The 22661-nt window shown below is 49.1% G+C and carries 22 protein-coding genes and 1 riboswitch; of the genes, 7 read left to right on the top strand and 15 right to left on the bottom strand.

What is annotated here, in order from left to right:
* Positions 1-205: 205 nt before the first annotated feature.
* From RHD99_RS07840 to RHD99_RS07830, 3 genes are read left to right on the top strand one after another with little or no spacing between them, the layout of a single operon-like run.
* On the top strand, positions 206-1483 hold the full coding sequence (locus RHD99_RS07840) for a nucleoside permease (RefSeq protein WP_183269871.1): 1278 nt from the start codon (positions 206-208) through the stop codon (positions 1481-1483).
* Positions 1483-2499: an ADP-ribosylglycohydrolase family protein gene (locus RHD99_RS07835; protein WP_309878265.1), complete on the top strand. Its 1017-nt coding sequence runs from the start codon at positions 1483-1485 to the stop codon at positions 2497-2499. Before RHD99_RS07840 ends, RHD99_RS07835 begins: the two co-directional genes overlap by 1 nt.
* Entirely contained in the window at positions 2486-3466 is a 981-nt protein-coding gene (locus RHD99_RS07830) for a PfkB family carbohydrate kinase (protein WP_309878263.1), read from the top strand. Before RHD99_RS07835 ends, RHD99_RS07830 begins: the two co-directional genes overlap by 14 nt.
* Here the strand turns inward: RHD99_RS07830 and RHD99_RS07825 are convergent.
* From RHD99_RS07825 to thiM, 3 genes are read right to left on the bottom strand one after another with little or no spacing between them, the layout of a single operon-like run.
* The gene (locus RHD99_RS07825) at positions 3440-4186 is read right to left on the bottom strand and encodes a GntR family transcriptional regulator (protein WP_183269874.1); all 747 of its coding nucleotides are present in this window, start codon (positions 4184-4186) and stop codon (positions 3440-3442) included. The genes RHD99_RS07830 and RHD99_RS07825 overlap by 27 nt on opposite strands.
* Before the next feature lie 51 nt (positions 4187-4237).
* Positions 4238-5047: a bifunctional hydroxymethylpyrimidine kinase/phosphomethylpyrimidine kinase gene (gene thiD, locus RHD99_RS07820; RefSeq protein WP_309878260.1), complete on the bottom strand. Its 810-nt coding sequence runs from the start codon at positions 5045-5047 to the stop codon at positions 4238-4240.
* Positions 5044-5832 carry a hydroxyethylthiazole kinase gene (gene thiM / locus RHD99_RS07815; protein ID WP_309879103.1) on the bottom strand — a complete coding sequence of 263 codons (789 nt, stop codon included), beginning with the start codon at positions 5830-5832 and terminating at the stop codon, positions 5044-5046. The genes thiD and thiM overlap by 4 nt, the downstream gene beginning before the upstream one ends.
* Before the next feature lie 34 nt (positions 5833-5866).
* Positions 5867-5963, bottom strand: a riboswitch (TPP riboswitch).
* 408 nt (positions 5964-6371) lie between these two features.
* Here thiM and RHD99_RS07810 point away from each other — a divergent pair.
* Positions 6372-6620 (top strand): HTH-like domain-containing protein, encoded by a 249-nt coding sequence (locus RHD99_RS07810; protein WP_309878258.1) that lies wholly within the window; start codon positions 6372-6374, stop codon positions 6618-6620.
* Between the two features lie 36 nt (positions 6621-6656).
* Here RHD99_RS07810 and RHD99_RS07805 read toward each other — a convergent pair whose 3' ends face one another.
* The 9 genes from RHD99_RS07805 to RHD99_RS07765 form a co-directional block, all read right to left on the bottom strand.
* The gene (locus RHD99_RS07805) at positions 6657-6875 is read right to left on the bottom strand and encodes a hypothetical protein (RefSeq protein ID WP_309878257.1); all 219 of its coding nucleotides are present in this window, start codon (positions 6873-6875) and stop codon (positions 6657-6659) included.
* Between the two features lie 137 nt (positions 6876-7012).
* Positions 7013-8044: a major capsid protein gene (locus RHD99_RS07800; protein WP_309878256.1), complete on the bottom strand. Its 1032-nt coding sequence runs from the start codon at positions 8042-8044 to the stop codon at positions 7013-7015.
* Between the two features lie 15 nt (positions 8045-8059).
* Positions 8060-8536 carry a hypothetical protein gene (locus RHD99_RS07795; protein ID WP_309878255.1) on the bottom strand — a complete coding sequence of 159 codons (477 nt, stop codon included), beginning with the start codon at positions 8534-8536 and terminating at the stop codon, positions 8060-8062.
* A 575-nt stretch (positions 8537-9111) separates the two neighbouring features.
* Entirely contained in the window at positions 9112-11217 is a 2106-nt protein-coding gene (locus RHD99_RS07790; protein WP_309878254.1) for a tape measure protein, read from the bottom strand.
* Positions 11214-11546, bottom strand: a complete 333-nt coding sequence (locus RHD99_RS07785; protein WP_309878252.1) for a phiTE-211 family phage-derived protein — start codon at positions 11544-11546, stop codon at positions 11214-11216. The genes RHD99_RS07790 and RHD99_RS07785 overlap by 4 nt, the downstream gene beginning before the upstream one ends.
* A 113-nt stretch (positions 11547-11659) precedes the next feature.
* Positions 11660-12127 (bottom strand): hypothetical protein, encoded by a 468-nt coding sequence (locus RHD99_RS07780; protein WP_309878250.1) that lies wholly within the window; start codon positions 12125-12127, stop codon positions 11660-11662.
* 16 nt (positions 12128-12143) lie between these two features.
* Positions 12144-13139, bottom strand: coding sequence for a hypothetical protein (locus tag RHD99_RS07775; RefSeq protein WP_309878248.1), 996 nt, complete (start codon positions 13137-13139; stop codon positions 12144-12146).
* Positions 13117-13308: a hypothetical protein gene (locus tag RHD99_RS07770; RefSeq protein ID WP_309878247.1), complete on the bottom strand. Its 192-nt coding sequence runs from the start codon at positions 13306-13308 to the stop codon at positions 13117-13119. Before RHD99_RS07770 ends, RHD99_RS07775 begins: the two co-directional genes overlap by 23 nt.
* Positions 13309-13437: 129 nt before the next feature.
* The gene (locus RHD99_RS07765; RefSeq protein WP_309878246.1) at positions 13438-13878 is read right to left on the bottom strand and encodes a hypothetical protein; all 441 of its coding nucleotides are present in this window, start codon (positions 13876-13878) and stop codon (positions 13438-13440) included.
* 1807 nt (positions 13879-15685) lie between these two features.
* On the opposite strand from RHD99_RS07765, the gene RHD99_RS07760 reads away from it, so the two are divergent.
* Complete coding sequence (locus tag RHD99_RS07760; RefSeq protein WP_309878245.1) at positions 15686-16240, top strand: tyrosine-type recombinase/integrase; 555 nt, start codon at positions 15686-15688, stop codon at positions 16238-16240.
* 273 nt (positions 16241-16513) lie between these two features.
* Here the strand turns inward: RHD99_RS07760 and RHD99_RS07750 are convergent, their stop codons facing one another.
* The 3 genes from RHD99_RS07750 to RHD99_RS07740 all read right to left on the bottom strand — a co-directional run bounded on the left by RHD99_RS07750 (position 16514) and on the right by RHD99_RS07740 (position 19189).
* A complete protein-coding gene (locus tag RHD99_RS07750; protein ID WP_309878243.1) occupies positions 16514-16933 on the bottom strand; it encodes a hypothetical protein in 420 nt (139 codons plus the stop codon).
* Between the two features lie 53 nt (positions 16934-16986).
* Entirely contained in the window at positions 16987-17622 is a 636-nt protein-coding gene (locus RHD99_RS07745) for a DUF4145 domain-containing protein (RefSeq protein ID WP_309878242.1), read from the bottom strand.
* A 211-nt stretch (positions 17623-17833) separates the two neighbouring features.
* Positions 17834-19189 (bottom strand): integrase, encoded by a 1356-nt coding sequence (locus tag RHD99_RS07740; protein ID WP_309878240.1) that lies wholly within the window; start codon positions 19187-19189, stop codon positions 17834-17836.
* A gap of 421 nt (positions 19190-19610) precedes the next feature.
* On the opposite strand from RHD99_RS07740, the gene RHD99_RS07735 reads away from it, so the two are divergent.
* Together RHD99_RS07735 and RHD99_RS07730 are read left to right on the top strand one after the other, a co-directional pair.
* Complete coding sequence (locus tag RHD99_RS07735; protein ID WP_309879101.1) at positions 19611-22034, top strand: DUF3772 domain-containing protein; 2424 nt, start codon at positions 19611-19613, stop codon at positions 22032-22034.
* Positions 22035-22271: 237 nt separating this feature from the next.
* Positions 22272-22652 carry a hypothetical protein gene (locus tag RHD99_RS07730; RefSeq protein WP_309878239.1) on the top strand — a complete coding sequence of 127 codons (381 nt, stop codon included), beginning with the start codon at positions 22272-22274 and terminating at the stop codon, positions 22650-22652.
* The last annotated feature ends 9 nt before the right edge of the window (positions 22653-22661 follow it).

The raw sequence follows: 22661 nt of genomic DNA, 5'->3' as shown, positions 1-22661 counted from the left end.
GCAAACAGGCAGTCCTAATCCTGGTCGTGACTGGTCTGCTTCGCCACTCGGTGAGCACTTTTGGTTGCTTTTACGGTGTAACATTTTGCCGTTATAAGGGGTATTTTTGTTACGGCGCTCAAAGAATCAATGCAAAGGTATTTAAAAGGTATTATTGATTGGTATGGTTAAGGTGTACCCAACACAATCATGAAAGGTTCTAAGTATGAAACGTACAACTATTAGTCTTTCATTCATGATGTTTATTGAATGGTTTATCTGGGGCGCCTGGTTCGTTCCTCTGTGGCTATTCCTGAGTAAAAGTGGTTTTAGTCCAACCGAAATCGGCTGGTCTTACGCCTGTACTGCGATCGCAGCTATTTTATCGCCAATTCTCGTCGGCTCGCTGACTGACCGTTTCTTTGCCGCGCAAAAGGTGCTGGCACTGTTGATGTTTGTCGGTGCAGTGTTGATGTACCTGGCCGCTCAGCAAACGGAGTTCGTTTACTTTTTCCCGCTATTGCTGGCCTATTCCCTGACTTATATGCCGACAATTGCGCTAACCAACAGCATCGCATTCTCCAATGTTGAGGACGTTGAGCGCGACTTCCCGCGCATTCGGGTCATGGGGACTATCGGTTGGATTGCTTCCGGTCTGGTGTGCGGTTTCCTGCCGCAAATGTTGGGTTTTAGCGATATTTCACCGACCAACGTTCCATTGCTTATCACCGCCGCTAGCTCAGCACTGCTGGGTGTCTTTGCCCTGACGCTGCCAAATACGCCGCCGAAAAGTACCGGTAAAATGAGCCTGAAAGTGATGCTCGGCCTCGACGCTATCGTGTTGCTAAGAGATAAAAACTTCCTGGTCTTTTTCTTCTGCTCATTCCTGTTTGCTATGCCGCTGGCGTTCTATTACATCTTTGCCAACGGTTATCTGACCGAAGTGGGTATGCATAACGCCACTGGATGGATGACGCTCGGACAGTTCTCCGAAATCTTCTTTATGCTGGCGCTCCCTTTCTTTATTAAGCGCTTTGGCATTAAAAAGGTATTACTGCTTGGTCTTATCACCGCGGCAATTCGTTACGGTTTCTTCGTCTACGGTGGTGCCGATCATATCTTTACTTACGGCCTGCTGTTCCTTGGCATTCTGCTGCACGGCGTGAGTTACGACTTTTACTATGTCACCGCCTATATCTACGTGGATAAAAAAACGCCCGTCCATATGCGCACCGCGGCACAAGGGCTTATCACGCTATGTTGCCAGGGCTTCGGGAGTTTGCTCGGTTATCGCATCGGCGCACAGCTAATGGAAAAAATGTTCGCCCTCCCTGCTCCGGTCAACGGCCAGACGTTCAACTGGGCCGGAATGTGGGGCTTCGGTGCCATTATGATCGCGGTGATTACCGTACTGTTCCTGGTGTTTTTCCGTGAGTCGGACAAAGAGATCACCCCTATTGACGTTGCAGGCAATCAATCTGAAAAAGATTTAAAGGAAGCATAATGATGGAAAATCGAATTCTTGGAGCCTTTTACGGCCAGGCGTTAGGTGATGCGATGGGAATGCCGTCGGAGTTGTGGCCACGCTCGCGGGTGAAGGCGCACTTCGGCTGGATTGACCGCTTCCTGCCTGGGCCTGCGGAAAACAACGCCGCCTGTTATTTCAACCGCGCAGAGTTTACCGACGATACCTCGATGGCGCTGGCGCTGGCGGATGCGATTATTGAGCACGATGGCGTGATTAACGCAGACACCATTGGTCGCCACATTTTGACCTGGGCTGAAGGGTTTGATGCGTTCAACAAGAACGTGCTCGGCCCTACATCCAAAATTGCCCTGAAGGCGATAAAACAAGGCACTCCGGTTAGCGAGCTAGAAAACAACGGCGTGACCAACGGAGCGGCAATGCGCGCTTCACCGCTGGGTTGCCTACTGCCGACGCACAATCTCGATGCTTTTATTGATGAAGTGGCGCTTGCATCCAGCCCTACGCACAAATCCGATCTCGCCCTGGCCGGTGCCGTGGTTATCGCCTGGTCTATTTCAAAAGCCATCGAAGGTGCAAGCTGGGAAACCATCTGCGACGAATTGCCTTCAATCGCCCGTCATGCTCAGGAAAAATGGGTCACAACATTTAATGCGTCCCTCGGTGCCCGTATCGAACTGGCGCTGAACGTTGTCAGAAATGCGCGCGGAACGGAGTCCGCCATGGAACAGGTTTATCAACTGGTCGGTACAGGCACCAGCACCATTGAGTCTGTCGCAGCGGCGATTGCGATGGTGGAACTGGCGCAAACCAATCCAAATCGTTGCGCGATTTTATGCGCAAACCTCGGTGGCGATACCGATACCATCGGTGCGATGGCGACGGCGATTTGTGGTGCACTCCACGGCGTAGAAAGCATTGATGTCGCGCTAAAACAACAGCTTGATGATGTTAACCAGCTCGACTTTACGCGTTACAGCCGCCTGTTTATGGCGTATCGCCAGCAGCGGGAGGCGCATTATGACAGCCAGTGAATTACATTCTCGCTTGCCAACATTGGTGGCGCAGCGCCCGGTATGCGTGCTGGGCTCGGCGGTGATTGATGTTATCGCCGACGCTTATTCCCTGCCGTGGCGCGGGTGCGATATCGAACTGCAACAGCAAAGCGTGAATATCGGTGGCTGCGCGTTGAATATCGCGCTGACACTTTCACGTCTGGGTGTCGCCTCGAAAAATGCGCTGCCGATTGGCCAGGGAACCTGGGCGGATATCATTCGTACAAGCCTTGATAAACAAGGCATCGAGAGCGAAATCCACACGAGCTGCGGCGATAACGGTTGGTGTCTGGCGCTGGTTGAGCCAGACGGCGAACGAACGTTTATGTCATTTCGTGGCGTTGAGCATCAGTGGAATCAGCAATGGCTGGATAAACTTCAGCTCGCACCAGGCACTCTGCTTTCGCTTTCGGGGTATCAACTGGCTGGCCCGTGCGCAGACTTATTGGTGAACTGGCTTGAATCGCTTGATGCGGTCACCGCATTTATCGACTTCGGGCCACGCATTGCCGATATTCCAGCCGCTCTGCTGGCGCGGATTATGGCCTGTAAACCGATCGTCTCGCTTAATCGCCAGGAAGCCGCCATTGCCGCCGAAGGATTGAAGGTGGCTGGCGACGACATTGAAGGCATTTGCCGCGCCTGGCTTGAACGTTATGATGCGCCACTCATTGTGCGGCTCGATACACAAGGCGCGTGGTACGGCTCACATACGGCAATTGGGCACGTGGCCCCGTTCCCGGCAGTTGTCGTCGATACCATCGGCGCGGGTGATAGTCATGCGGGCGGCACCCTGGCAGGTCTTGCCGCGGGGTGGAGTCTGGCAGATGCGGTAAGTCTGGGTAATGCGGTCGCGTCTTACGTGGTCAGTCATCGTGGCGGCGACTGCGCGCCGCACCTTGAACAACTCAATGAAGCGCTACTCCTCGCAGACGAAAACGTATAAATCGCTGCGGCAGTAGCTGATGCTGTATTCGATAGGCCGGTTTTGGGGATCAAAGGCGACTTGTTTGATCACCAGAACCGGCACAGGTGTTTCCAGTTTGATGTGCGACTGGAATTCGCTGTCCGGCATTCTGGCACTCACACGACTGCGGGTGCGCTGCGGAATAATATTCTGGCTGCGGAAATAGTCATACAACGAGACGCCGATATCATCGGCATCTGCAATCAATTGCGCAGGTACGTACGATTCCTCGACTGATACCGCATCTTCATCAACGTAACGAATGCGTTTGAGTAAGAACACGTCGCTGTCCGCCGCCACATCCAGTTGTTCGGCAACCTCCGGCGAGCATTTCACCACCCGTTTATTGACCCACAGTGTGTTCGGTTTTTTACCGCGCAAAACCACCTGTTGAGAAAATCCACGCGCCTCTTTGAGCGAATACTCAAAAGTGGTGTTAATTTGCGTACCGTAACCTCTCGAACGTGTTACTACCCCATCATCTTCCAGCGTCTGCATCGCTTTGCGCACCGTGATGCGCGAAACACCGGTCAACTGGCTGAGATCGCGCTCACCCGGCAGAATATTGCCCTGCGGCAAAATACCGCTGCGCACAGCCGCCTTCACCGTTTCGGCGAATTTCAAATACAACGGCGTGTTATCGGCCTGCGAGAACCGCTGGATAAGCTGTTCAATAAGCTGAGTGTGAACCTGTTCCATGTCGCGCAAGTATCCGGAAGATGAAGAGAAAGAGCCCAAGTATATACCGGATTACCACCATTCATGAAAGTGATGTACAGGCCCAATTCCGCCTCCGACCTCCAGTGAATCCGCCTGTTCTAACGCCTGGGATAACCATTTTTTCGCCGCATCGATGGTTTGCGGCCAGTTGTTATAGCGTGGATAAAGTGCGGCAAGTGCCGCAGATAATGTGCAGCCTGTTCCGTGAGTATGACGGGTTTGCACACGCGGTGCGGTAAAGCGCTGCGCGCCGTCACGGGTAAATAACCAATCCGGGCTTTCAGCATCATCAAGATGACCGCCTTTCATCAGCACGGCCTGGCAGCCCAACCCTAACAAAGCGTCACCCTGCTGTTTCATTTCCCGCTCATTGCGTGCATGGGGTGTATCCAGCAGTGCTGCGGCTTCCGGCAGGTTCGGCGTTATCAATGCCACTTGCGGTAGAAGCCTGCGACGTAAGCTGTCAACCGCCGAAGGTGCAAGCAAGGGATCGCCGCTTTTCGCCAGCATCACCGTGTCGAGCACCACATTTTGCGCGTGGTAAAACGCCAGCCGCTCCGCCACCGCTTCAACAATATCGGTTTCAGCTAACATGCCGATTTTTATGGTATCGATGCGCACGTCACTCAACACTGAATCCAGTTGGGCGGCAACAAACGCGGGCTCAATGCGATAGACCGACTGCACCCCACGCGTATTCTGCGCCACGAGCGCGGTAACCACACTGGTGCCATACGCGCCCAACGCCGAGAAAGTTTTCAGGTCGGCCTGAATGCCCGCACCACCGCTTGGATCGGTTCCGGCAATAGTCAGCGCATTGATTCGTTTTAATCCTTTCATGCCAGAGCCTCCACATGAAGCCCGTAAAGCGCGTCGAGAAAGGCAGGAATAAAGCTGCCTGGGCCACGGCTCTCTGAAATGGCCTGTTGACCCGCAATCTTCATAAACTGGCAGGCGGCTGCGACGTTATCAAGCTTCGAGCCAGGCAATGAACAACAAGCGGCCACCACAGCAGATAACGCACAACCGGTGCCGACCACACGCGTCATCAAAACGCCTCCACCCGCAACACTCCAGCTATTTTCACCGTCTGTGATGTAGTCTCGCTCACCGGTTACCACAACAATCGTCCCTACCCGTTGTGCCAGAGCCTGTGCAGCGGGAAGGGCAGAAAGTGCATCGTCGATGCTATCCACGCCGCGCCCACCGGAATGACCACTCGCCAGCGCCAGGATTTCCGACGCATTCCCGCGAATAACGGCCGGCTTTAGAGCGAGCACCTCATGGGCGAACTGCGTGCGAAACGCCAGGCCGCCAACGGCAACCGGATCAAGCACCCAGGGTGTGGAAGATTCATTTGCCGCATGAATGGCTGCAAGCATGGCGTGACGACGTTCAGCGGTCAGAGTGCCAATATTGATCAGCAGCGCATGGGCAACAGGGCTAAATTGAGCGGCTTCTTGCGCTTCAATCACCATGGCCGGAGCGGCACCGATGGCAAGCAAAACATTAGCCGTAAAACTCTGCACCACATCGTTAGTCATGCAGTGAACAAGAGGGGAAGTTGTGCGAAGTTGCAGTAAAATCGACGCGGCGATATGGCCGGGTAGCAGGTCAGGTTGCATCATAAAGCTCCTGTCCGGCGCGAAGAAGGGATGCCGGACAGGCATCTGACTTCCCTACGCTGGCATTATCCAGATCAGGTGGTACGGGTATTTCTCAGCCTTCACAAAGAAGGGCACCCCGAGTCATTTAAAATCAAAATCAACTACTTGCGATTAACGTCCCGTTAATCCCTAATCAGGATAATGCCAGCGGGAAGCCAAAGACACAACCCCCTCAAAAACGACATGTGCTCCGCATCGCGGCCCAAGCAGTGGCCCAATAATAACGACATACACAAAAAACAGGCTTTCCCCAGCATCAGTATTTGAGGTTGTTCTTGCGGTAGAACAGAATCGTGGTGCTTGTAGAGCAAGTGCCAAGAGATTGGAAGTTTCAGGACGTACAGCAAGAGAGCGGGATTGAAAGAGCTATCAGGGTATGTTGAGCACGTATGTCCTCCAGAAAACAAAAGGCCAAAAGTTCATTTGTACAAGCACCTTGATTTTCTAAATTATATAATTTATATTTTTTATATAATTTATATAGAGGAGGTAAACCAATGGCTACTGCAACAGAAGCAAAGATTTATGAACGTATTAACCTCGCCTTGCGAGATGCCCCCCGCAACCGTTACACAGCAGAATTACACCTGCAAATGATCAAGTATGCCGACGATCTTAAAAACGTTACCGCCAAAGAGTTTTGTGAGGGATTGGGTATTGCGTCAAGTTTTGGTTCTGAGTTTAGCAAGATGAGAAACCTAACTGAACGTCTGAAAGCAGCAGGGCTCCAAGTCAGTATGTTATAAATTACAGGCACAAAAAAGCCAGGCTTTCACCTGGCTTTATGTATTGCATTGTTTGCGGCGCTTCTCGTTGAGAAAATGCTTGATGGTGGACTCAAGGCCGTATCGTTCACAGCGGCTGATAAATGTCGCCCTTGCCACGCCACAATAACGAGCTAATGCCGACACGTTAAGGATACTGTCACTTTTCAAGCTGCCATCAGCTATCATGCTGAGTAAGGGCATGTTAGCAAAACCCGTGATCACTATTTTACACATCTATATCTCCTTTCCTTTGCCTCGCCCTCCATCACCTGCCGTGCAGGTTTGGCTATAGCCAAATCGCCAACAGCGATGTTATGGGCCGTTCTTCACGGTGGGGGACAAGTCGCCCCCAAAACCGTTAACTCAACTGCTTACGCTGGGTCATTCGTCAACAGCGTGACCATATCAGGACGGTACACCACTGGTAAGATTGAGCTTTCCGCGAAGATTTCCACATTCTTAAATCTGTCCTGAAGAGACCAGATCCTAAAATCTACCGGTTCAGCAAATGCCAGTTCTAGATCGCGGCTTGTTGCCGTTGCTACATATCCGAAAGGTAGAGCAATGTTAGACGACAGCGGTTTACTGAAACGTGGGACCAGGTATGAATCGTCTGGACCTACACCGTAAAGCGGATCTGTCACTTCAATAATTCGAACATTGTCGATCAAGAATGTTGAAAATGCCGGGAGGATTTCCTTGTTAAACAGCACGTCACGATCTAACAGCCCCATCTGGACGTTCTGCCGAATATCTGGGTGATATTTTACCCCCTTGTAGACATTGCTACCCGCAAGGAGGATAAAGCCATCCAGATGACCAGCCAGGCCACCCATTCGCACTTTAGCAGCCGTCACAGCGTCATCCAGACTGCGTAGCGGGTCACCTGAAGCAACGTTGGTTTTGATCGTTCCGGTCGCTTGTTGGTATCCGAACTCATCCTCCCATGAAATGAGCGGCTGCTGGGTGTATGGTGCATCAACGGTATTACGGAAAAGTGCATCTGCGAACATTTTTTCTTTTGTGCGCATGTACTTATCATGCATAGCGAGAGCCGAAGAGGTTACAGCGTCCATGATGGTTGCTTGCAAGTCACTACCTGGTTTGCGGTATGGTTGGATATCGGCTGCTGTAATCCGATCCTGGAATGCATAAAGAGGGGCCTCAATAAGGTGATTAGAGGCGCTACTCTTCACTGTACTGGACCAGTCAGATGAATAGCGATTAACTGAGCTAGCTACTTTTTGAGCAATTTCATCAATCACGTCGAGGCTCACCTTCGGACTTGCTGAAGTCTGTCGATCACTGAAAACATTAAGTGTGGTCAGCAACGTGTTTTGTGCTGGCAAATTTACAAAGGTGTTGGTGTAGTCAGCAAAGCTGAAATTGGTTGATAGTCCCATGTTGTCTTCTCCTTATTATTCTGCGTCTGGTGTGGTGGTGCGGATATCGCCTGAAGCGGTCAAGGCTGCAACAGCTAACGGGCCAGCCGTCGCGCCCATAACAGCAATGATGGTGTCCTGTTTGATATAAACGCCACGGTCTGCAACGATGATGTGAGCATCTGCCCCTGCATTGTGATGACTCAGCACTAACAGACAGTCAGCTCCGGATACGTAAGCAGCCCCAGCACTTGTAATGCAGCTACCTGGTTGCACATCGACAGCCAGATCGACAGTGAGCGACTTTCTGTCAAAATTCGGATCTGCGGCATACGCGATCACCGAATTGTAAGAACGTTGAGTTGTTCCCATTTTCATAGTTTTGTTTCTCCAATCAGTAGTCATGTTCTGCCAGTTGGCGGCAGTTGTTTTGATCGGCTGGCATATTTCACGACCAAGCCGTTTTGGTACAAAAAAGGCCATCATTCGATGGCCTTCTTGTTTGGTATCCATACAGAAAAAAACCAAGACGGGAGATCCCGCCTGGGGTAGGAGAACTCATGAGAGTTAACGTTTTCTGATGGAGAGATTAGGCCCGTTCACGGGTGAACTTTTAGTTCATTGCCCTGCAACCGGAGAGAATGGGTAGGTGCTCAACGCCATCCAAGAGGTAAGGAGCCTCAAACGCTGAACACCTGATGCCGTTAGTGTCCGGCTGACAGCCTTCCGAGGATGAAAGGGCTTCGGCAAATCCGCTAATCCAAGGGTCAGCGAAACTTTTCTTTTATCATATGTTCAGCGGCTGGCTGAGAGCCTTCCCGCCTTGAGAGGTAAATCTTAGGAGCGGTCTAAACACATGAGAAAAGGGCCTAAAGGCGTAGGCCGCTTTGTATTCGTTAGGAGTTGTCAGGGTAATAACGGCAGTAGTACGCATTACAAACTACAATTATCACCATAGTTATTATTTTATCATGTTACTATATCTTATGCAATCAATATAATGTGATTTTTCACGACTATTCAGAGGGTTGGCGTTTTTCAGGCTGAAAATTTCACGAGCCTCATCATTGAGGCCATTTAGTGGAGGTTTACTCCTGTGTGCCTAGCAACATATTCATGTTGTATATGTTTTGCTCCTGAACTACTGCACGTATGGCATCGCTGAACCTGGAGTCATCAAACGTTAACTTGATTTCGTTATTGACCTGCAAATCAGCCTTACCTGCCACCTCTAGCGGCTTATCGAGACCCAAGCTTGTAGCAAGGTTATCAATCCCTGGTAGCTGTGCCATTGGCTGATAAGTCATACCAGATTGCCCTGCAACGGCTGGTTGCATTCCTGGTAAGCCTGGTAGTGTGTTCATCCCAACGAATGAGTTAGTTAATCCCAGTGAATGGGTTGCAAAGAACTCTTTAATATCAGTCCACATCGTCGGCCTGTTGTTGTTTTTCTGTACATTTTTCAGGAATGCTTGAGGGTCGGCCTGAACTTCGTCAACCTGGTTCCACAGGGAAACACCCGCAATAACTGCTGGCAGTCCGATTGAGAAGCCACCCCTACCCGCTTTCGTTGGCTTGCGGCCTGGTTTTCCTTTATCTGCGCCTTGATTGCCGTTGTTGTCTGTCCCTGGAGTTGTTATTCCACCAAGACCGCCAAGGGTCTGGAGTGTGCCAACAACTCCACGCAACGGGTTGAGGAAGCCCACGATGTACTTCAGCGCCCCGCCCAGCTTCCACAGACTGCCTGTAAACAAAGCAATGCCTGTAGCGTAAGCTGCTGTATTTCCTAATCCTTCAAATGATTTCGAGATGCTGGGGAGGTAGGTTTTAATTATGCCGTCAATATCGATGAAGGCGTTATACACCCCGCCAGCCACCGCCATAAACCCGTCGATGACTTTGCCAGAAACCTCGCCCAATGATGAGAATGCACTTTGGTTGCTGTTGATAGCGTCAGTTACGCCGTTAAAGGCATCAGTTAGACTCTTACCGAAACCCGCATCAAAGAGGTTTTTCTGAGAAAGTTGCATTGAGGTTTGTAGACGTTGAAAAGCAGCGCGGTTGCTATTCACAGCTTTATTTAAAGCACCACCGTTACGGGCCAGAGCTTTTAATTCGTCACCAACGGCAGGTAAAACATTTTTGGCTAATACTTTGCCATCACCTACCAATTTAGCAAACTCGCCCTCGGACAAGGCTGTCTTGTTAACCTTGTTGTAAGCCTTGGTGAAAATTGCCAACGCACCAGGAATCTGATCCCCAAACTGTTGACGCAGTTCTTCCATACTGACAACTGACTTACTCGACATTTGCGTTAAAGCATTGAGAGCTAAACTACTTTTCTCAGCAGACAACCCTAAAACCGTAGAATATTCAGATAACCCAGCAAAAATACTTTTAGTCTGGGCCTCAGTCATGCTGCTTTTAGTGGCAGCACTAAATTTCATGTACTCCTGAGATGTCTTAACCAAATCCAATCCAAGGCGATTGGCCTCGCCACGAAGATATTCAAACTCTTTTGCAGCGGTTTCGGATGAACCAGTTACAGCCGTTAAACCCGATATAACCGAATCCATATCCTGACCAGTGCGCATAATGGTTGCACCAATACCGATGGTGGCACCAATCGCGATAGCCGGACCAGCCTGATCAAGGAGTGATGTATCGAGCTTGGTTATCCTGGCCTTCACCGGAACAGTCACCGGCTTTTTGACTAACCCACCCTGCTGGCGTAGGCGCTGCTGCAATTGGGCTACACGGGCGTTATACACTCCAAGGGCCAACGAGCCATTGTGGAATTGTTTCGTTAGCTGGCTAAAATCCTGAATCGCTTGGGCGCGTTGTGGTGCTGTTAGGTTGTAGCTGTTGGTTGCAGTGCTAAACCGAATGCCACGGGCCTTAATGGTGTTGAGTTTTTTCTCTAGTTGAAGCTGTTCACGTTGACGGCGGAGGGCCTCACGCTGTGGCTTTGTGCTGTTGGGTTTAGAGGGTTTGTTTGGTGAACTCCCACCGTTGCCGCCAAAGACTGGGTGAGATTTGAATCTCTCTGCGCTGCGTTCGTAGCTTTTGCCGACATTGTCCCAAGCTTTGCCAATGCTCTTTATTTTCTTTAGCGCTTGCCCGTAACTTGTCTGGTTGACAGAGAAGGAAATTTCGTTGACGGTACTGGTTACTATCTTGTTCGATGTACTCATTCAGCCACCTGGTTAATGGCGTAGCCAAGGCGTTTCAGGGCCTCAAGCTGTTCAGTGGTCAAGTCTTCGAGCTTGCTTTTCATCATCAGACTGACAGGGCGTAGGTTAGCGCTATATCCCTGAACGCTGTGACAGAGGGCAATCCCCTTCTCTTTAATGGTTTTCCCCACCTTTGGCGTTGCTGGTTCGTTGCTTACGCTGAGATAACCTTGAATTGCATCAGCCAGGGCCTGATCCGCACTTTTGCTAAGGTCTTCCCGCTCGTCTTCTGCGTTCGCTGTGGTCATTGCCTTGAGTAGCTCGGCTCTTACTTCTTCTAATTTTTTCAATGTGATATTCCTTTAGGTATCTGTAAAACAGACCGATCCCAGACAGCAGGCAATGAGTTATCGCCACTGATAAAGGGATCAGCGCTAGGTATTCAAGTAAATTCATGCGGAATTTAGTGCAGGGAAAAAGCTTTGTGTTTCGCCCGTTGTTTTCTGGCGATAGTCTTTCGATATTCAACTGCTAATTTATGAGTTGGTTCAGGCATTCGGGCCATCACATCGACTCTGGAAACGCCTGCTGTGATTAGATATTCACTCAGGGTGAAAATTGGGATGTCTAATAACTTGCAGATGCTTTCAAGATTGGCACCATCACTGAATAGCTGTTTTGCCATACGCTGGGTAGTAAATTGATTCGGTTTGCAAATTCTGCGAAACGTGGGGTTCCACGTTAAAAAAAGCTGGTCGACATATGCAGGATCAAGCCGACAGAGTAGTGCTACCTTGCCAGGTGAAACACCATACACAAGCATGGTTTTGGCTTTCTTTATTAGGGCTTCATCGTACTTGCGGTACTTCAGGCGGGTAGTCTGCCATTTGTTGGATTGTTCAGCGTTTACGCTGTTGCGGTCATCATTCATTGCACCTCACATTACGTTAATAAGGGATTTGGTTCAGATCTTGCATGGAAAATCCATTTGCAGGCCGACTAGCTGCTAGGTTCTGTTCCTGTTGCTGTCTATACCGGACATCAGCACCAGGCTGCTCATCATTGGCGGCAGATTTAAAACCTCGGTTTTTCTCTTTATCTTTCTGCGCGGCGCGGTAGTGGCTATGGATCAAGTCGGTTATCTCACCTGGTTTAGTTTTTCCCCACTGTCTCCCGTATTCCTCGCGGTCTTCTTCACCACCATGGAACCAATATTCTAAATTAATAAAGTCTGCGCGTTCTGGTTCAGTTTGAACGGCTGGGCTTTGTTCTGGTTCTGCCTTTGGCACTGGGAAAACCGGATCTTCTTCCTCGCTTACCTCATCATCAGGGGAAACATCATCGAACCGATCACTAGCAAGCTGTTGAACAAATTCTGATTCTCCAGTATCTGCCGTGGAAGGCACCACATCGTCGGCGTGGTTTGGTTCTTTGGATTTGCCATTGTTGTTTTCCTCGGGCTGCTGCTTTTGGTTCTTGCTTTTTGCTTCGCTCGGATGTGTCGGAATAATTCCCATCTCGACCACTTTTGATGGTTTTAACACGACGTAATTATTGGACTTAAACCCGTTGCCAACCTGAATCTGATCTTTTATCAGCACACCCGCTAACATTAAAGCATCCACGGCTTTTTGCGCCGTAGGTTTAGTGATGCCATTCTCCCATGCGATCATTTCCATGTTTGGGTGGATCGGTGCCGGATAATTGTGGCGTTTCTCGTTATCCTGGAAAGTGAATAGATAGGCGTAGACGATTTTCATGTTTCCAGTAAAGGGTACTTTGGTTCCATCAGGTACAGGTACGAGCATTGAATCTTTACCGTTGCCCACCTTATCTATTCCATTCTTAGAGGTTAGGGTGGTAATTCGCTTAACTTCGGTGTAGTTGCGATCAAAAGTGCCGTCTTGGTCGTCTGATTTATTAGTTTCTACCGTCTCGATCATTAGTATCTCCATTCTGGTTTGTCCCCTCGTTGGGTATGGTTGGTGCGTTGTCGAAAATGCTTGCGGCAGTAGCCAATATTTCGTGGCACAGCCTCGCCATCGGTTTGTTTTGGCGGTTGGCTTCAGCAAGTAACGCCTGAAAAACGTGATCCTGGAACTTAATATTCATGTCATCGGTCCTCCAAAAAGATATACGGGATCGCCCCTGGGGATTACGGGAGTAATCAGGGGTAGCGTTGCCGATTTTCGGCTATTTAATTGGTATTTCTTGGGGTCGGCTGTCGCCGTGGGTCGGACGTTATGCGGTTGTGGTTGCTGGAAACTCACCGATCACGCTGTAGCCATACTTTTCAAGCTGTTCCACACCATCAGTTGCAATCAACAACATGATGATTTGCTCATGAGTGAGTGCAAGGCCTAGCTTTTCCATATACATCTGGCGGTAACCTTCGAGTACTGGTTTCAAAATCTCAACCAGTGTCGATCCTGCGGCGTACTGGTTACTTAGCGGCTTTAGAATGGTTTTGAAAGCTTTGCGGTCACGGGTTTTCTTCCGTTCAGCAGAAATTATCTGCATTGCAGCGCGTGTTTCTGGGTATCGAGCATCGGCTTGTTTTGGTGTACCAACTCGGTAACGGAAAGCGCGAAGGTTTTGAAGAGATGTGACACCGTTCAAAATGGCGTCGGCAATGGTTTGTGCATCGTGAAGTTCGAAATTAAATTTGGCTGGTTTTGCCATAGGGTCCCCTGTTGTCAGTATGATTTTTTTTAAGTCATTGAGTCATCTCAATTTAGAATACCAGTTTACAATAAATCACTTTCTTTGTCAATATATTTAGTTATTTAATAGATGATAAGAATAACTACGCAACACATGCATCCGGCAAATATACACACTCTCTCCCCCTTCGTCAAGTGGTTTGACGCCATGTTGGTTAAATAGTCGCTGACTCAGCAAGATAAACGTAAGGCACCACAGAGCAATGCAAGGCAATGAGTGACACATACACATGAATTAGAAGATAAATCACCTGACGGTGCCGCACAGCTCGTTAAAATGGATTCAGGGCGAGTGTAGGGGCCACGCCGCCGCCCACAGTCGGATCGTCGCGTTGATAGCTCCTGTCGTCATCGACGACTTCACAATGTACTGCCGCGCTTGCGCTTGTCTCCCACAAAATGAGAGCGCATCTCTCTGGCGGAGCCATTCCACAAATAGCAGCGTGGAACGCTGTGAGGCGGAGCCATTCATCACGGAGTGATTCCAGTTATCAATCTCTAACACCACTGATGACTCTCAGTCATCCCAGCCGTTTGCCTTTGGTCTTGACCTGGTTTTAAAGTGATATAGGTATTGATTTAGTAATGATATAGAAAGATATAGTAGGGTTAAGAACTTTAACTAATGGTTAGTTAAGAACTTTAACCAATGGCTAGTTAAGACTCTTTACCAATGGTTGGTTAAGAACCTTTACTAATGGCCTTCTGACCCCCCCGTCAATAACGATTCCCCCTATCCCGACCTGCAACCGCCCCGCCGCACACTCGCCAATAAATACCCATTTAATTGATTTAATTTGAAGTAATTAGATGAATATGACCGTCCCCTGTAGCCTGCTGTGCTCATCTACTGGCGACCACCATGTTGGGAAGTACACCACGAATACACCGAGAACCCGCGCCATTGCTGACATCGTGAAATCTCATGCGGGGTACTGCGTCTAAGCACCAATCTTTATCTGAAACCATTTTTCATTTTTGTTGAAAAAACATAAAAACATCATAAATCAGCCAAATGTGGGCCTCTGTAAGCCATTGTGGGAAGCCCTGAGACAAGCTCAACAGGTTATTCGTATTGTGGGAGAAGTCACCGTCTGGTGCGTCTGGTAAAGCACAGAGGCCCTTCTGGGTAGGCTGTTCACATTGTGGCGAAAGGGTATAGAGAGGAGGCCGAAACAGGCCTGAGAATATCGCCAGCAACTGGCGGCTGATGTGGTGAAGATGAGGAGATCAGCGTGGTTTAGACCTGCCAATTGTTGTGGAAGGAGAGCAGCCAAGAAATAGCGCGAAGTATTACATCACACTCTGATAGATTGTGACCTAACATGAGAGAACGTAACGTAACACACTGACACACAATGATTTTCTTAGTTCACTTGGTTTGCCACTCCAACCCACACCGTTTTATGCAATCCCAGATTGAATTATAATGCAAAATTATCGAGTAACTATGCAACACAAGCGGTCCACCCTGTTGTGGTGACCTGGCGCGGCGGTGGCCCTGTGTGGCACCTGTCGCACTGTGAGTTTGTACGATATTTGACCAAGATTTGCCAAAATAGATAGCTAGCTAATCACATGCCTAACAGATCACCAACAGTACTGGGATATTTTTCGACCAGACAACCGCAAGAGAGGACCTCTGTAGATTCCCTTCAACTGGGCGGGTTGTCTTTATTCATTTTGTGATGTAAAAACACCTTGATAATGATCGAGTTATGATCAATCATTTACTCACAACGTGATTGTAAAGGGAGGTATGCCTCATGGCTAAAACCAATGCACCAACACCGGAAGAGGCTCGCGCAATAGAGGCGGTGCTACGCCGCCGCAATGAAACGTTTGCTGATGCCTGGGCGCTTAACCTCAATATGGCTCTACGCATTAGCGATCTGCTGGCCCTGACCTTTGATGATGTTGCTGGGAATGTAGTGACCATAAAGGAAAAGAAGACAGGTAAAGCGAAAGTATTCCCGATTAACAACCGAGCACGGGAGATTATCCTCCGTCGTCGTGCTGAATACCCAGAGGATAAATTCCTGTTTCAGTCCAAATCCAACAGGGTTAAGAACCTTGAGCCACGTCCGATCACACGAGAAGCGGCAAGCCGTGCATTCAGTGATGCGGGAGAAATGGTAACGGATAAGAACATCAGCAGCCATTCGGCGCGTAAATGTCGGGGCCGTGCATTGTGGGAGACAGGAACACCGATTGAGGTTATCAGTAAGATGCTAAACCACAGCAGTCCGGCGGTTACTATGACGTATCTGGACATTACCCAGGATGAAGTTAATCAAACCTATCTGGACCTGAATATCTAACATCGCAAGGCGATTTACCAAAGGTAAAACCGTACAACGGGTGAAATAACGGAGAGTAGAAGTGATGAGACTATTAACGCTACTTTGTGTGCTGCTGCCCCTTTCGGCGCAGGCGGGAAGAATCACAATGTCCAACCCAGAGGAACAGGAGTTACAGGGGGAAAGCGGCTGTGTGTTTATGAGAACAGCATTTACCTGTTCACGTTGGTTACACACTCGCAATCCTGCCCTCACTCCCATACGTTCGATACCAACGATAACGAAAAATGATCTTTAGCGAGATTTTGGATAAATGCTGTTTCTACAATTGTTACAGTACCAAGATGCAGAATAACTACCAACCGCACGCGAGAAGATCATATGTGTCTGAACCTTTTCGACCTCGTAGCACTTAGGGCAAAAAGCAGTTTCATCACCTTCTTTCCAATAAAGTCCATCATTGAAAGTGAAGGTCTGCTTGTCCTTTAACTGCTCTTCAAGTTTCTTATTTTTCTGTTCCGCATCAAACAACAACGCCTGTGTGGTGATAACTTCCATCTTGACGCTGGCAAGTTCACTCATCAGGTTTGCGAGTTCAAGTTTCAGCGTAGCCTTATCAAGTTCACCGCTATCATCGGCAAGCTTTTTTGCAATCCCAACAGCTTTATCAATAATACCAACTGCTGCTGCCGTACTTGCTAACACACCAGCCATAAATTCCCCTTAACCGATTTATGAATACTAACCTTCCAGACGCTCATGAAAAATCAAGCCGTTGATTTATCCCGTCCCTCAATCCCTTTCAGAGCATTGGCTGGCATACTTTGGAACATCGCCTCAATTTCTTTAGGTCTTGTTATTCTGTCTTCAACAATAATATTCAGCAGTTTGAAGAGGCTATGGGCTAACTGTGGATCATCATCAAGACTAATCTCTCCAGGATGGACTGCCTGATTACCAACAATACGACAAATATCCGCTGCTTGTTGAATGAGCGGTGGTAGCCCTTTTTGGACAAGGGATTTAATGTCAGTATTAATGTTGCTCCCCGATTCGCCTAAATGGACCATCAGTTTCTGAAGGCACAAGCGAAGGAGTGCAGCAGCTCCTTTGGGAGATAGATTAACGATGCTTCTAGCTTCCATGTAATCGGACTTACAGTCTTCAGGCATGTCAGAGTTTGGCATCTCTACAGTAGAGCTTTGCGGAATAATTAATTTCTCATCGTGCCAATAACTAAATTCTTCGCAGCGTGAACAAATACTTAACTCTAAATAAGCATTGTACCCATGGCCGGCTTTTGCGTATGTTAAATGGAACCATTCTTGCTTTGCATAAGCCAGACAATGTGGACAATTAAAAGCCCCTTCACGGTGTTTAGGTGCTGTATACGGTATCGCCATTTACTTCAGTTTCCTTATCATCACATTAACTAACCTACCCACCTCACCGAGCCATCCCATGTTATGCCCCACTAAGTCGTTCGGATTAGTCTTAGATTATCGAGCACTCTTAGTTTGTGCAACTAACTGATTCCAAGCGATAGCGACCATAAAGCCCCGTTGGTGGTAAGACAATAAGCGGAACCTTTGGGCGACCTCATCAGAATTGCAATTATTCCCAGTGCAGTCCATCAATCACATAGCAAACAGCCGTTATTGGGAACGTATGAAGATAGCGTCTAGTAATACCCGCCCCGCTTTTCTCATGACCAACCACCTGTTGCAAATGTGCAAGATTACCAACCCAACCGCCCAAGCAGGTAGAGATCATCGTATGTCTGAATGAATGCACTAAGCGTCGTTGTCCATAATCATCAAGATACGGGATATCAAGCTGATCACGAACATCAGCTAAAACTTTACCGATCTTCGGCATGTTCTTACCCGACACAGGCGAGAAGATTTTCTCTTTCCACTGTCGGTTAACAAAATCAATGAAGCCCCACTCTATCAGTTTTGGATGGATCGCTACCTGCCGTGTCGCATTCTCAGTTTTTCCCTGTCCTCCCTCCGCGATCAAAAGATAATGTCGTTGGCTGTCCTCGTCATATTTGATTTGTGACTTCTCCAATTTGGCGATCTCGCCCCTTCTGGCTCCCGTATATGCCAATAACAGAGTGATCCATTTCTGCCAACCGTCAGGTTGTTTTATCGCCCACCCAACAAACTTTTTCATTTCTGCTGTGCTGTACGCACCAAACCTGGCTTTCGAAGGTGCAGCGATCACGCCATCAGTTGGCGACTTAGCCAAAATTTCTTTGTTATCGGTCAGGAAGGTTTTGAACAGAGATTTGTAAATCTTCAGATGTTTGTGGATGGCCTCAGCGCCCACCAATTCATCAGGCGGTGCATCATCACATTCGATCAGTTGCTGAATAGTCATGGAGCGGTACGGTTGAACGACACGCTTTGGCAAGTTTTCAACAACTTCCATTACCTGCTTGATGTCTTGTTTGGTAATCGTCGTTACATCTGTTGATGCCCCCAAGACAATCAACATTACCTCCATAAAACGCTCATTAGCCTGTGAGATAGCCTTCGTCCAATTTTGGGCCTTCTCCCTTTTGTACATGTTCCACGCGCCAGCCAGTGTTAACACTTCTTTTCGTTCGGTTTGTTCTTCAAGCTTTGTAACGATGACAGGGGCAACCACCTTTCGGTATTCCTGCATAACCAGCGGTTGGGGTTTACGGAAGTCATCATTGAAAAATTGCTGGGTTAGCCAGTTTTCATTTTGTTGCTTTAAGTGGTTGCCGTACTCGGAAAGACGATTACCAAACTGATCTGGGTGGATGGCTCCACACTGAACCAGAGGAATAACAGGGGAAGCAAAAGACATCAGCAAATTCGCCTGGCTGTGGCTGTCAGTCTCCAGTGACTTACGAAAATATTTATTACCAGGTAGGCGGAAACGAACGTAATAAATCCCGTTGCGTGTGATGGTGTGACGTATGGTTCTGTGACCCATTCTGAAAGCCTCATTGAGTAATGAACTATCAAAACAGGACGTTAATGCTAATAATTTCTTTTGATTTTCAATGGATGTCAGCCAGACTACGCTGGCATTATCCAGATCAGGTGGTACGGGTATTTCTCAGCCTTCACAAGGAAGGGCACCCCGAGTCATTGATTAATCAAAACTTGTGATTAATCGGCCATCAGAATAAAGCCTGCGTGGCGCGCTGTAAACCGCGAGTGTCTTCGCCCTCCTTGCGCGATGCATCCATTCCAACCATAAGCCCCGGCTATAGGATATATACGTCATAACGGCTGCAAAACCACATATACAGACTAACCCTGGTTGGAATCCGGAAAATTACAGGTATCCTAGCCGATTGTCCTTTATTTCATTTTTTTCGAAATCCCGGAATTATTTTTCTATGCGTACGATGCGTAAACCATTAAGAGTGCCGCTGTTGTTGCTGGCATTGTTGTCTTGTTTGTTGATGACCCCCCTCCTGTCTCAGGCGGAGGAGGCTACTGGGCAATCTGCCACTGAAGAACCGGTTAAGGTTAACGCCAGCACAGCACTGCCTGCACTGCAAAAGCGCCTGGATTCGCTCAAGCAGCGAGTCTCAGCGGCTAAAGCTGACAAACAGTTCACCCTCCTTAATGACGACGCGCAAAAACTGGTCGCTGAAGCGGATAAACTTTCCGTATCTTTAGCCCCGCAGTTAGCGCAGGTTCAGGCGCAGCTGGATGTACTGGGCCCTGCTCCGGCACCGGGTACATTGACGGAAACACCGCAGGTCATCAGTCAGCGCAAACAATTGAACAGCAACAAAGCGTTGCTCACGATGCAAATAGAGCAAGCGAAAGCCATTGTCGTGGGTGCGCAAAACCTTTCATCACAAATTGCCGGGCTGCGTCGTGACGCGTTAAAGACGCAAATCGCACTGAACACCGGCAGTATTCTGGGCGAGAGCTTCTGGTCGCCGGTATTTGACCCAAGCGATAAAGATGCGGCGCGATTCGACGAATTCGGAACACAAGTCAACGATGCCTGGCATCAGGCCTGGAGTGAAGACTGGCGCGTGGGAAGCACGATTTATCTGCTGCTGGCGTTAGGTATTGGGTTATTTGGCCGCCGCGCAATGGACAAGCCATTGAATTGGGTATTACCTCGCTGGCTGCCGCAAGGACGTTTTCGACGCAGTTTCCTCGCCTGCTTTACCACGTTAAGCACCACGTTAACGCTGGGTATCTGCATGCAGTTGTTGTGTTACACCTTTACCCGCCTGCCCGACACCTCGCAATGGGTGATGGAGTTTGCCGACCAACTGGTCGAGCTCACCTATTTCTCAGCGGTGATTGCCGGTATGGGTATCGCGTTACTGTCGAATAGCCATCCGTCCTGGCGTCTGCCTGGCATTGCAGACCCGCTTGCGAAAACGCTCTCCTCGTTCCCGATTTTGCTGGCGACCTTCATCTTTATTTTTGGCATCATCGAACAGCTTAATGCGTTGGTCGGTGCGAGTATTGCCGCCACGCTTTTTGGCAACGGTCTGGCCGCTTTACTGGTGGCGCTCAATTGCCTGATTGCCCCGATTCGGGTCAACAGGATTCGCCGAAAAATGAGTGCCGAGGGCGAGCAAACCGAGGCTCGCTCCACGGTTGCCGGTCTGATCCATCTGGTCATCAGCCTGACCGCATTCGTTATCTTGCTGGCATTGCTGATTGGCTACATTCCGCTGGCGCGCTTCGTCACGTTCGAATTGCTGTGGATTGGCCTGGTTGTTTGCAGCCTGTATCTGCTGATTCATTTCGTGGTGGATCTCTGTGAAACGGTCTTTTCACCTGCCACCCATACCGGGAAAATCCTCAAAAGCACGCTGAGCCTGAATGACCGCCATCTTTCCCTTGCAGCGACGTTGTTCTCCGCGTTGGGGAAAACCAGTCTGTTGTTAATGGCCGCCGTTGCGCTGCTTAATGGCACCTTCGGCACCACAACGCCGATGGAATTGCTCATCAAAATTGCGGAAATGTGGGGCGGGAAAGGCCTCGAAGGGATGAATATTATCCCTGCTCACGCAGTCAATTCGGTGTTGTGCCTGGTTATCGGCTGGTATGTATTGCGTTCCACGCGCCGCTGGTTGGATAACGATTTCCTGCCAAAAACCAATATGGATCGCGGCCTGCGTGCCTCGCTGGTAACGCTGTTTACCAACGTCGGCTACGTGCTGATTATCATGCTGACGCTGTCGATGCTCGGCATTGAATGGAACAAACTGGCCTGGATAGTCAGCGCCTTGTCAGTTGGTATCGGTTTTGGTTTACAGGAGATTGTGAAGAACTTTATCTCCGGGCTGATTCTGTTAACCGAGCGCCCTGTGAAAGTGGGTGATTTGGTGAGTATCAGCGGCGTTGAAGGCGATATCCGCCGCATCAACGTGCGTGCAACTGAGATCCAGTTAGGTGATAAATCCACGGTGATTGTGCCCAATTCACAGCTTATTTCGCAGAACGTACGTAACGCCACGATGGGTAATGCGCAAGGTGTAGCGACCATCGCCCTGACTTTCCCGCTCGATATCGATCCTGAGCAAGTGCGCAATTTGCTGCTCGAAGCCTATAAGTTGCATGAATCAATTCTGGAAAACCCACCGCCGTCCGTCAGCTTTAAAGAACTGGGGCCAAGCGGGATTGTGCTGAGTGTCACCGGCTATGTGAATAGCCCACGTATGGTCAGCTCGACGCGTAGCGATCTGCTCTATGAGATCCTTAAAATGCTGCGCGCAGCGGAGATAAGCCTGAGCCAGACACAAACAATGGTCCTGGAACAACCCGTAAGTAAACTCACTACTCAAGAGTAAGACACTCGCCGCAATCCTCGAAACGGGTTGCGGCTTCTCAATCTGAACGGTTGAAAGCAGCACAATCCATTTGTACCTATCCCACTATTTAAGACTTTTTACCCATTCAACTCATTCACGGATTTGATATAAGTCAATATCAGTCCAGTCACACGGCAGCATTATCTCGCCCCTGTAATAGCCCACATCTCATCGTCACTACGGTGAGGTTTGGGAAAGATAACGATAAGAGAGTTAATGATGAACAAACTGAAAACAATCGCGCTGGTTCTGGGTTTTGTCGCCTTTTCCGCCAGTGCTGCACTACCGCTGTTTAACGGCAAAGGTCACCCAGGCGATGTGCATATCGATCAGAACGGCCCGGTGTATCTGAACGGTAAAGAGATGAAGCTTAAGAAAATCAATGACAACTTCTATGAAGCCACAGGCCAGGGTGTGGTGTTGTCTATCGCCATCATGCCAGACGGCACTCCATCAGTAAGCTGGACCGGTAAAAACCGTGCTCACGGTGAGATCACGCCAGCCAACCAGGCCTCAGCCACCAAAGGCCCATCGGGTCGCGACCTGGATTGCAGTCGCCCAGATTTGACCAACGCAGAAATGAAAGCCTGCCAATAAAAAAAACCG

Source organism: Buttiauxella selenatireducens (assembly GCF_031432975.1).
Lineage (GTDB): Bacteria > Pseudomonadota > Gammaproteobacteria > Enterobacterales > Enterobacteriaceae > Buttiauxella > Buttiauxella selenatireducens.
This window is presented reverse-complemented; position numbering and strand designations above follow the sequence as displayed.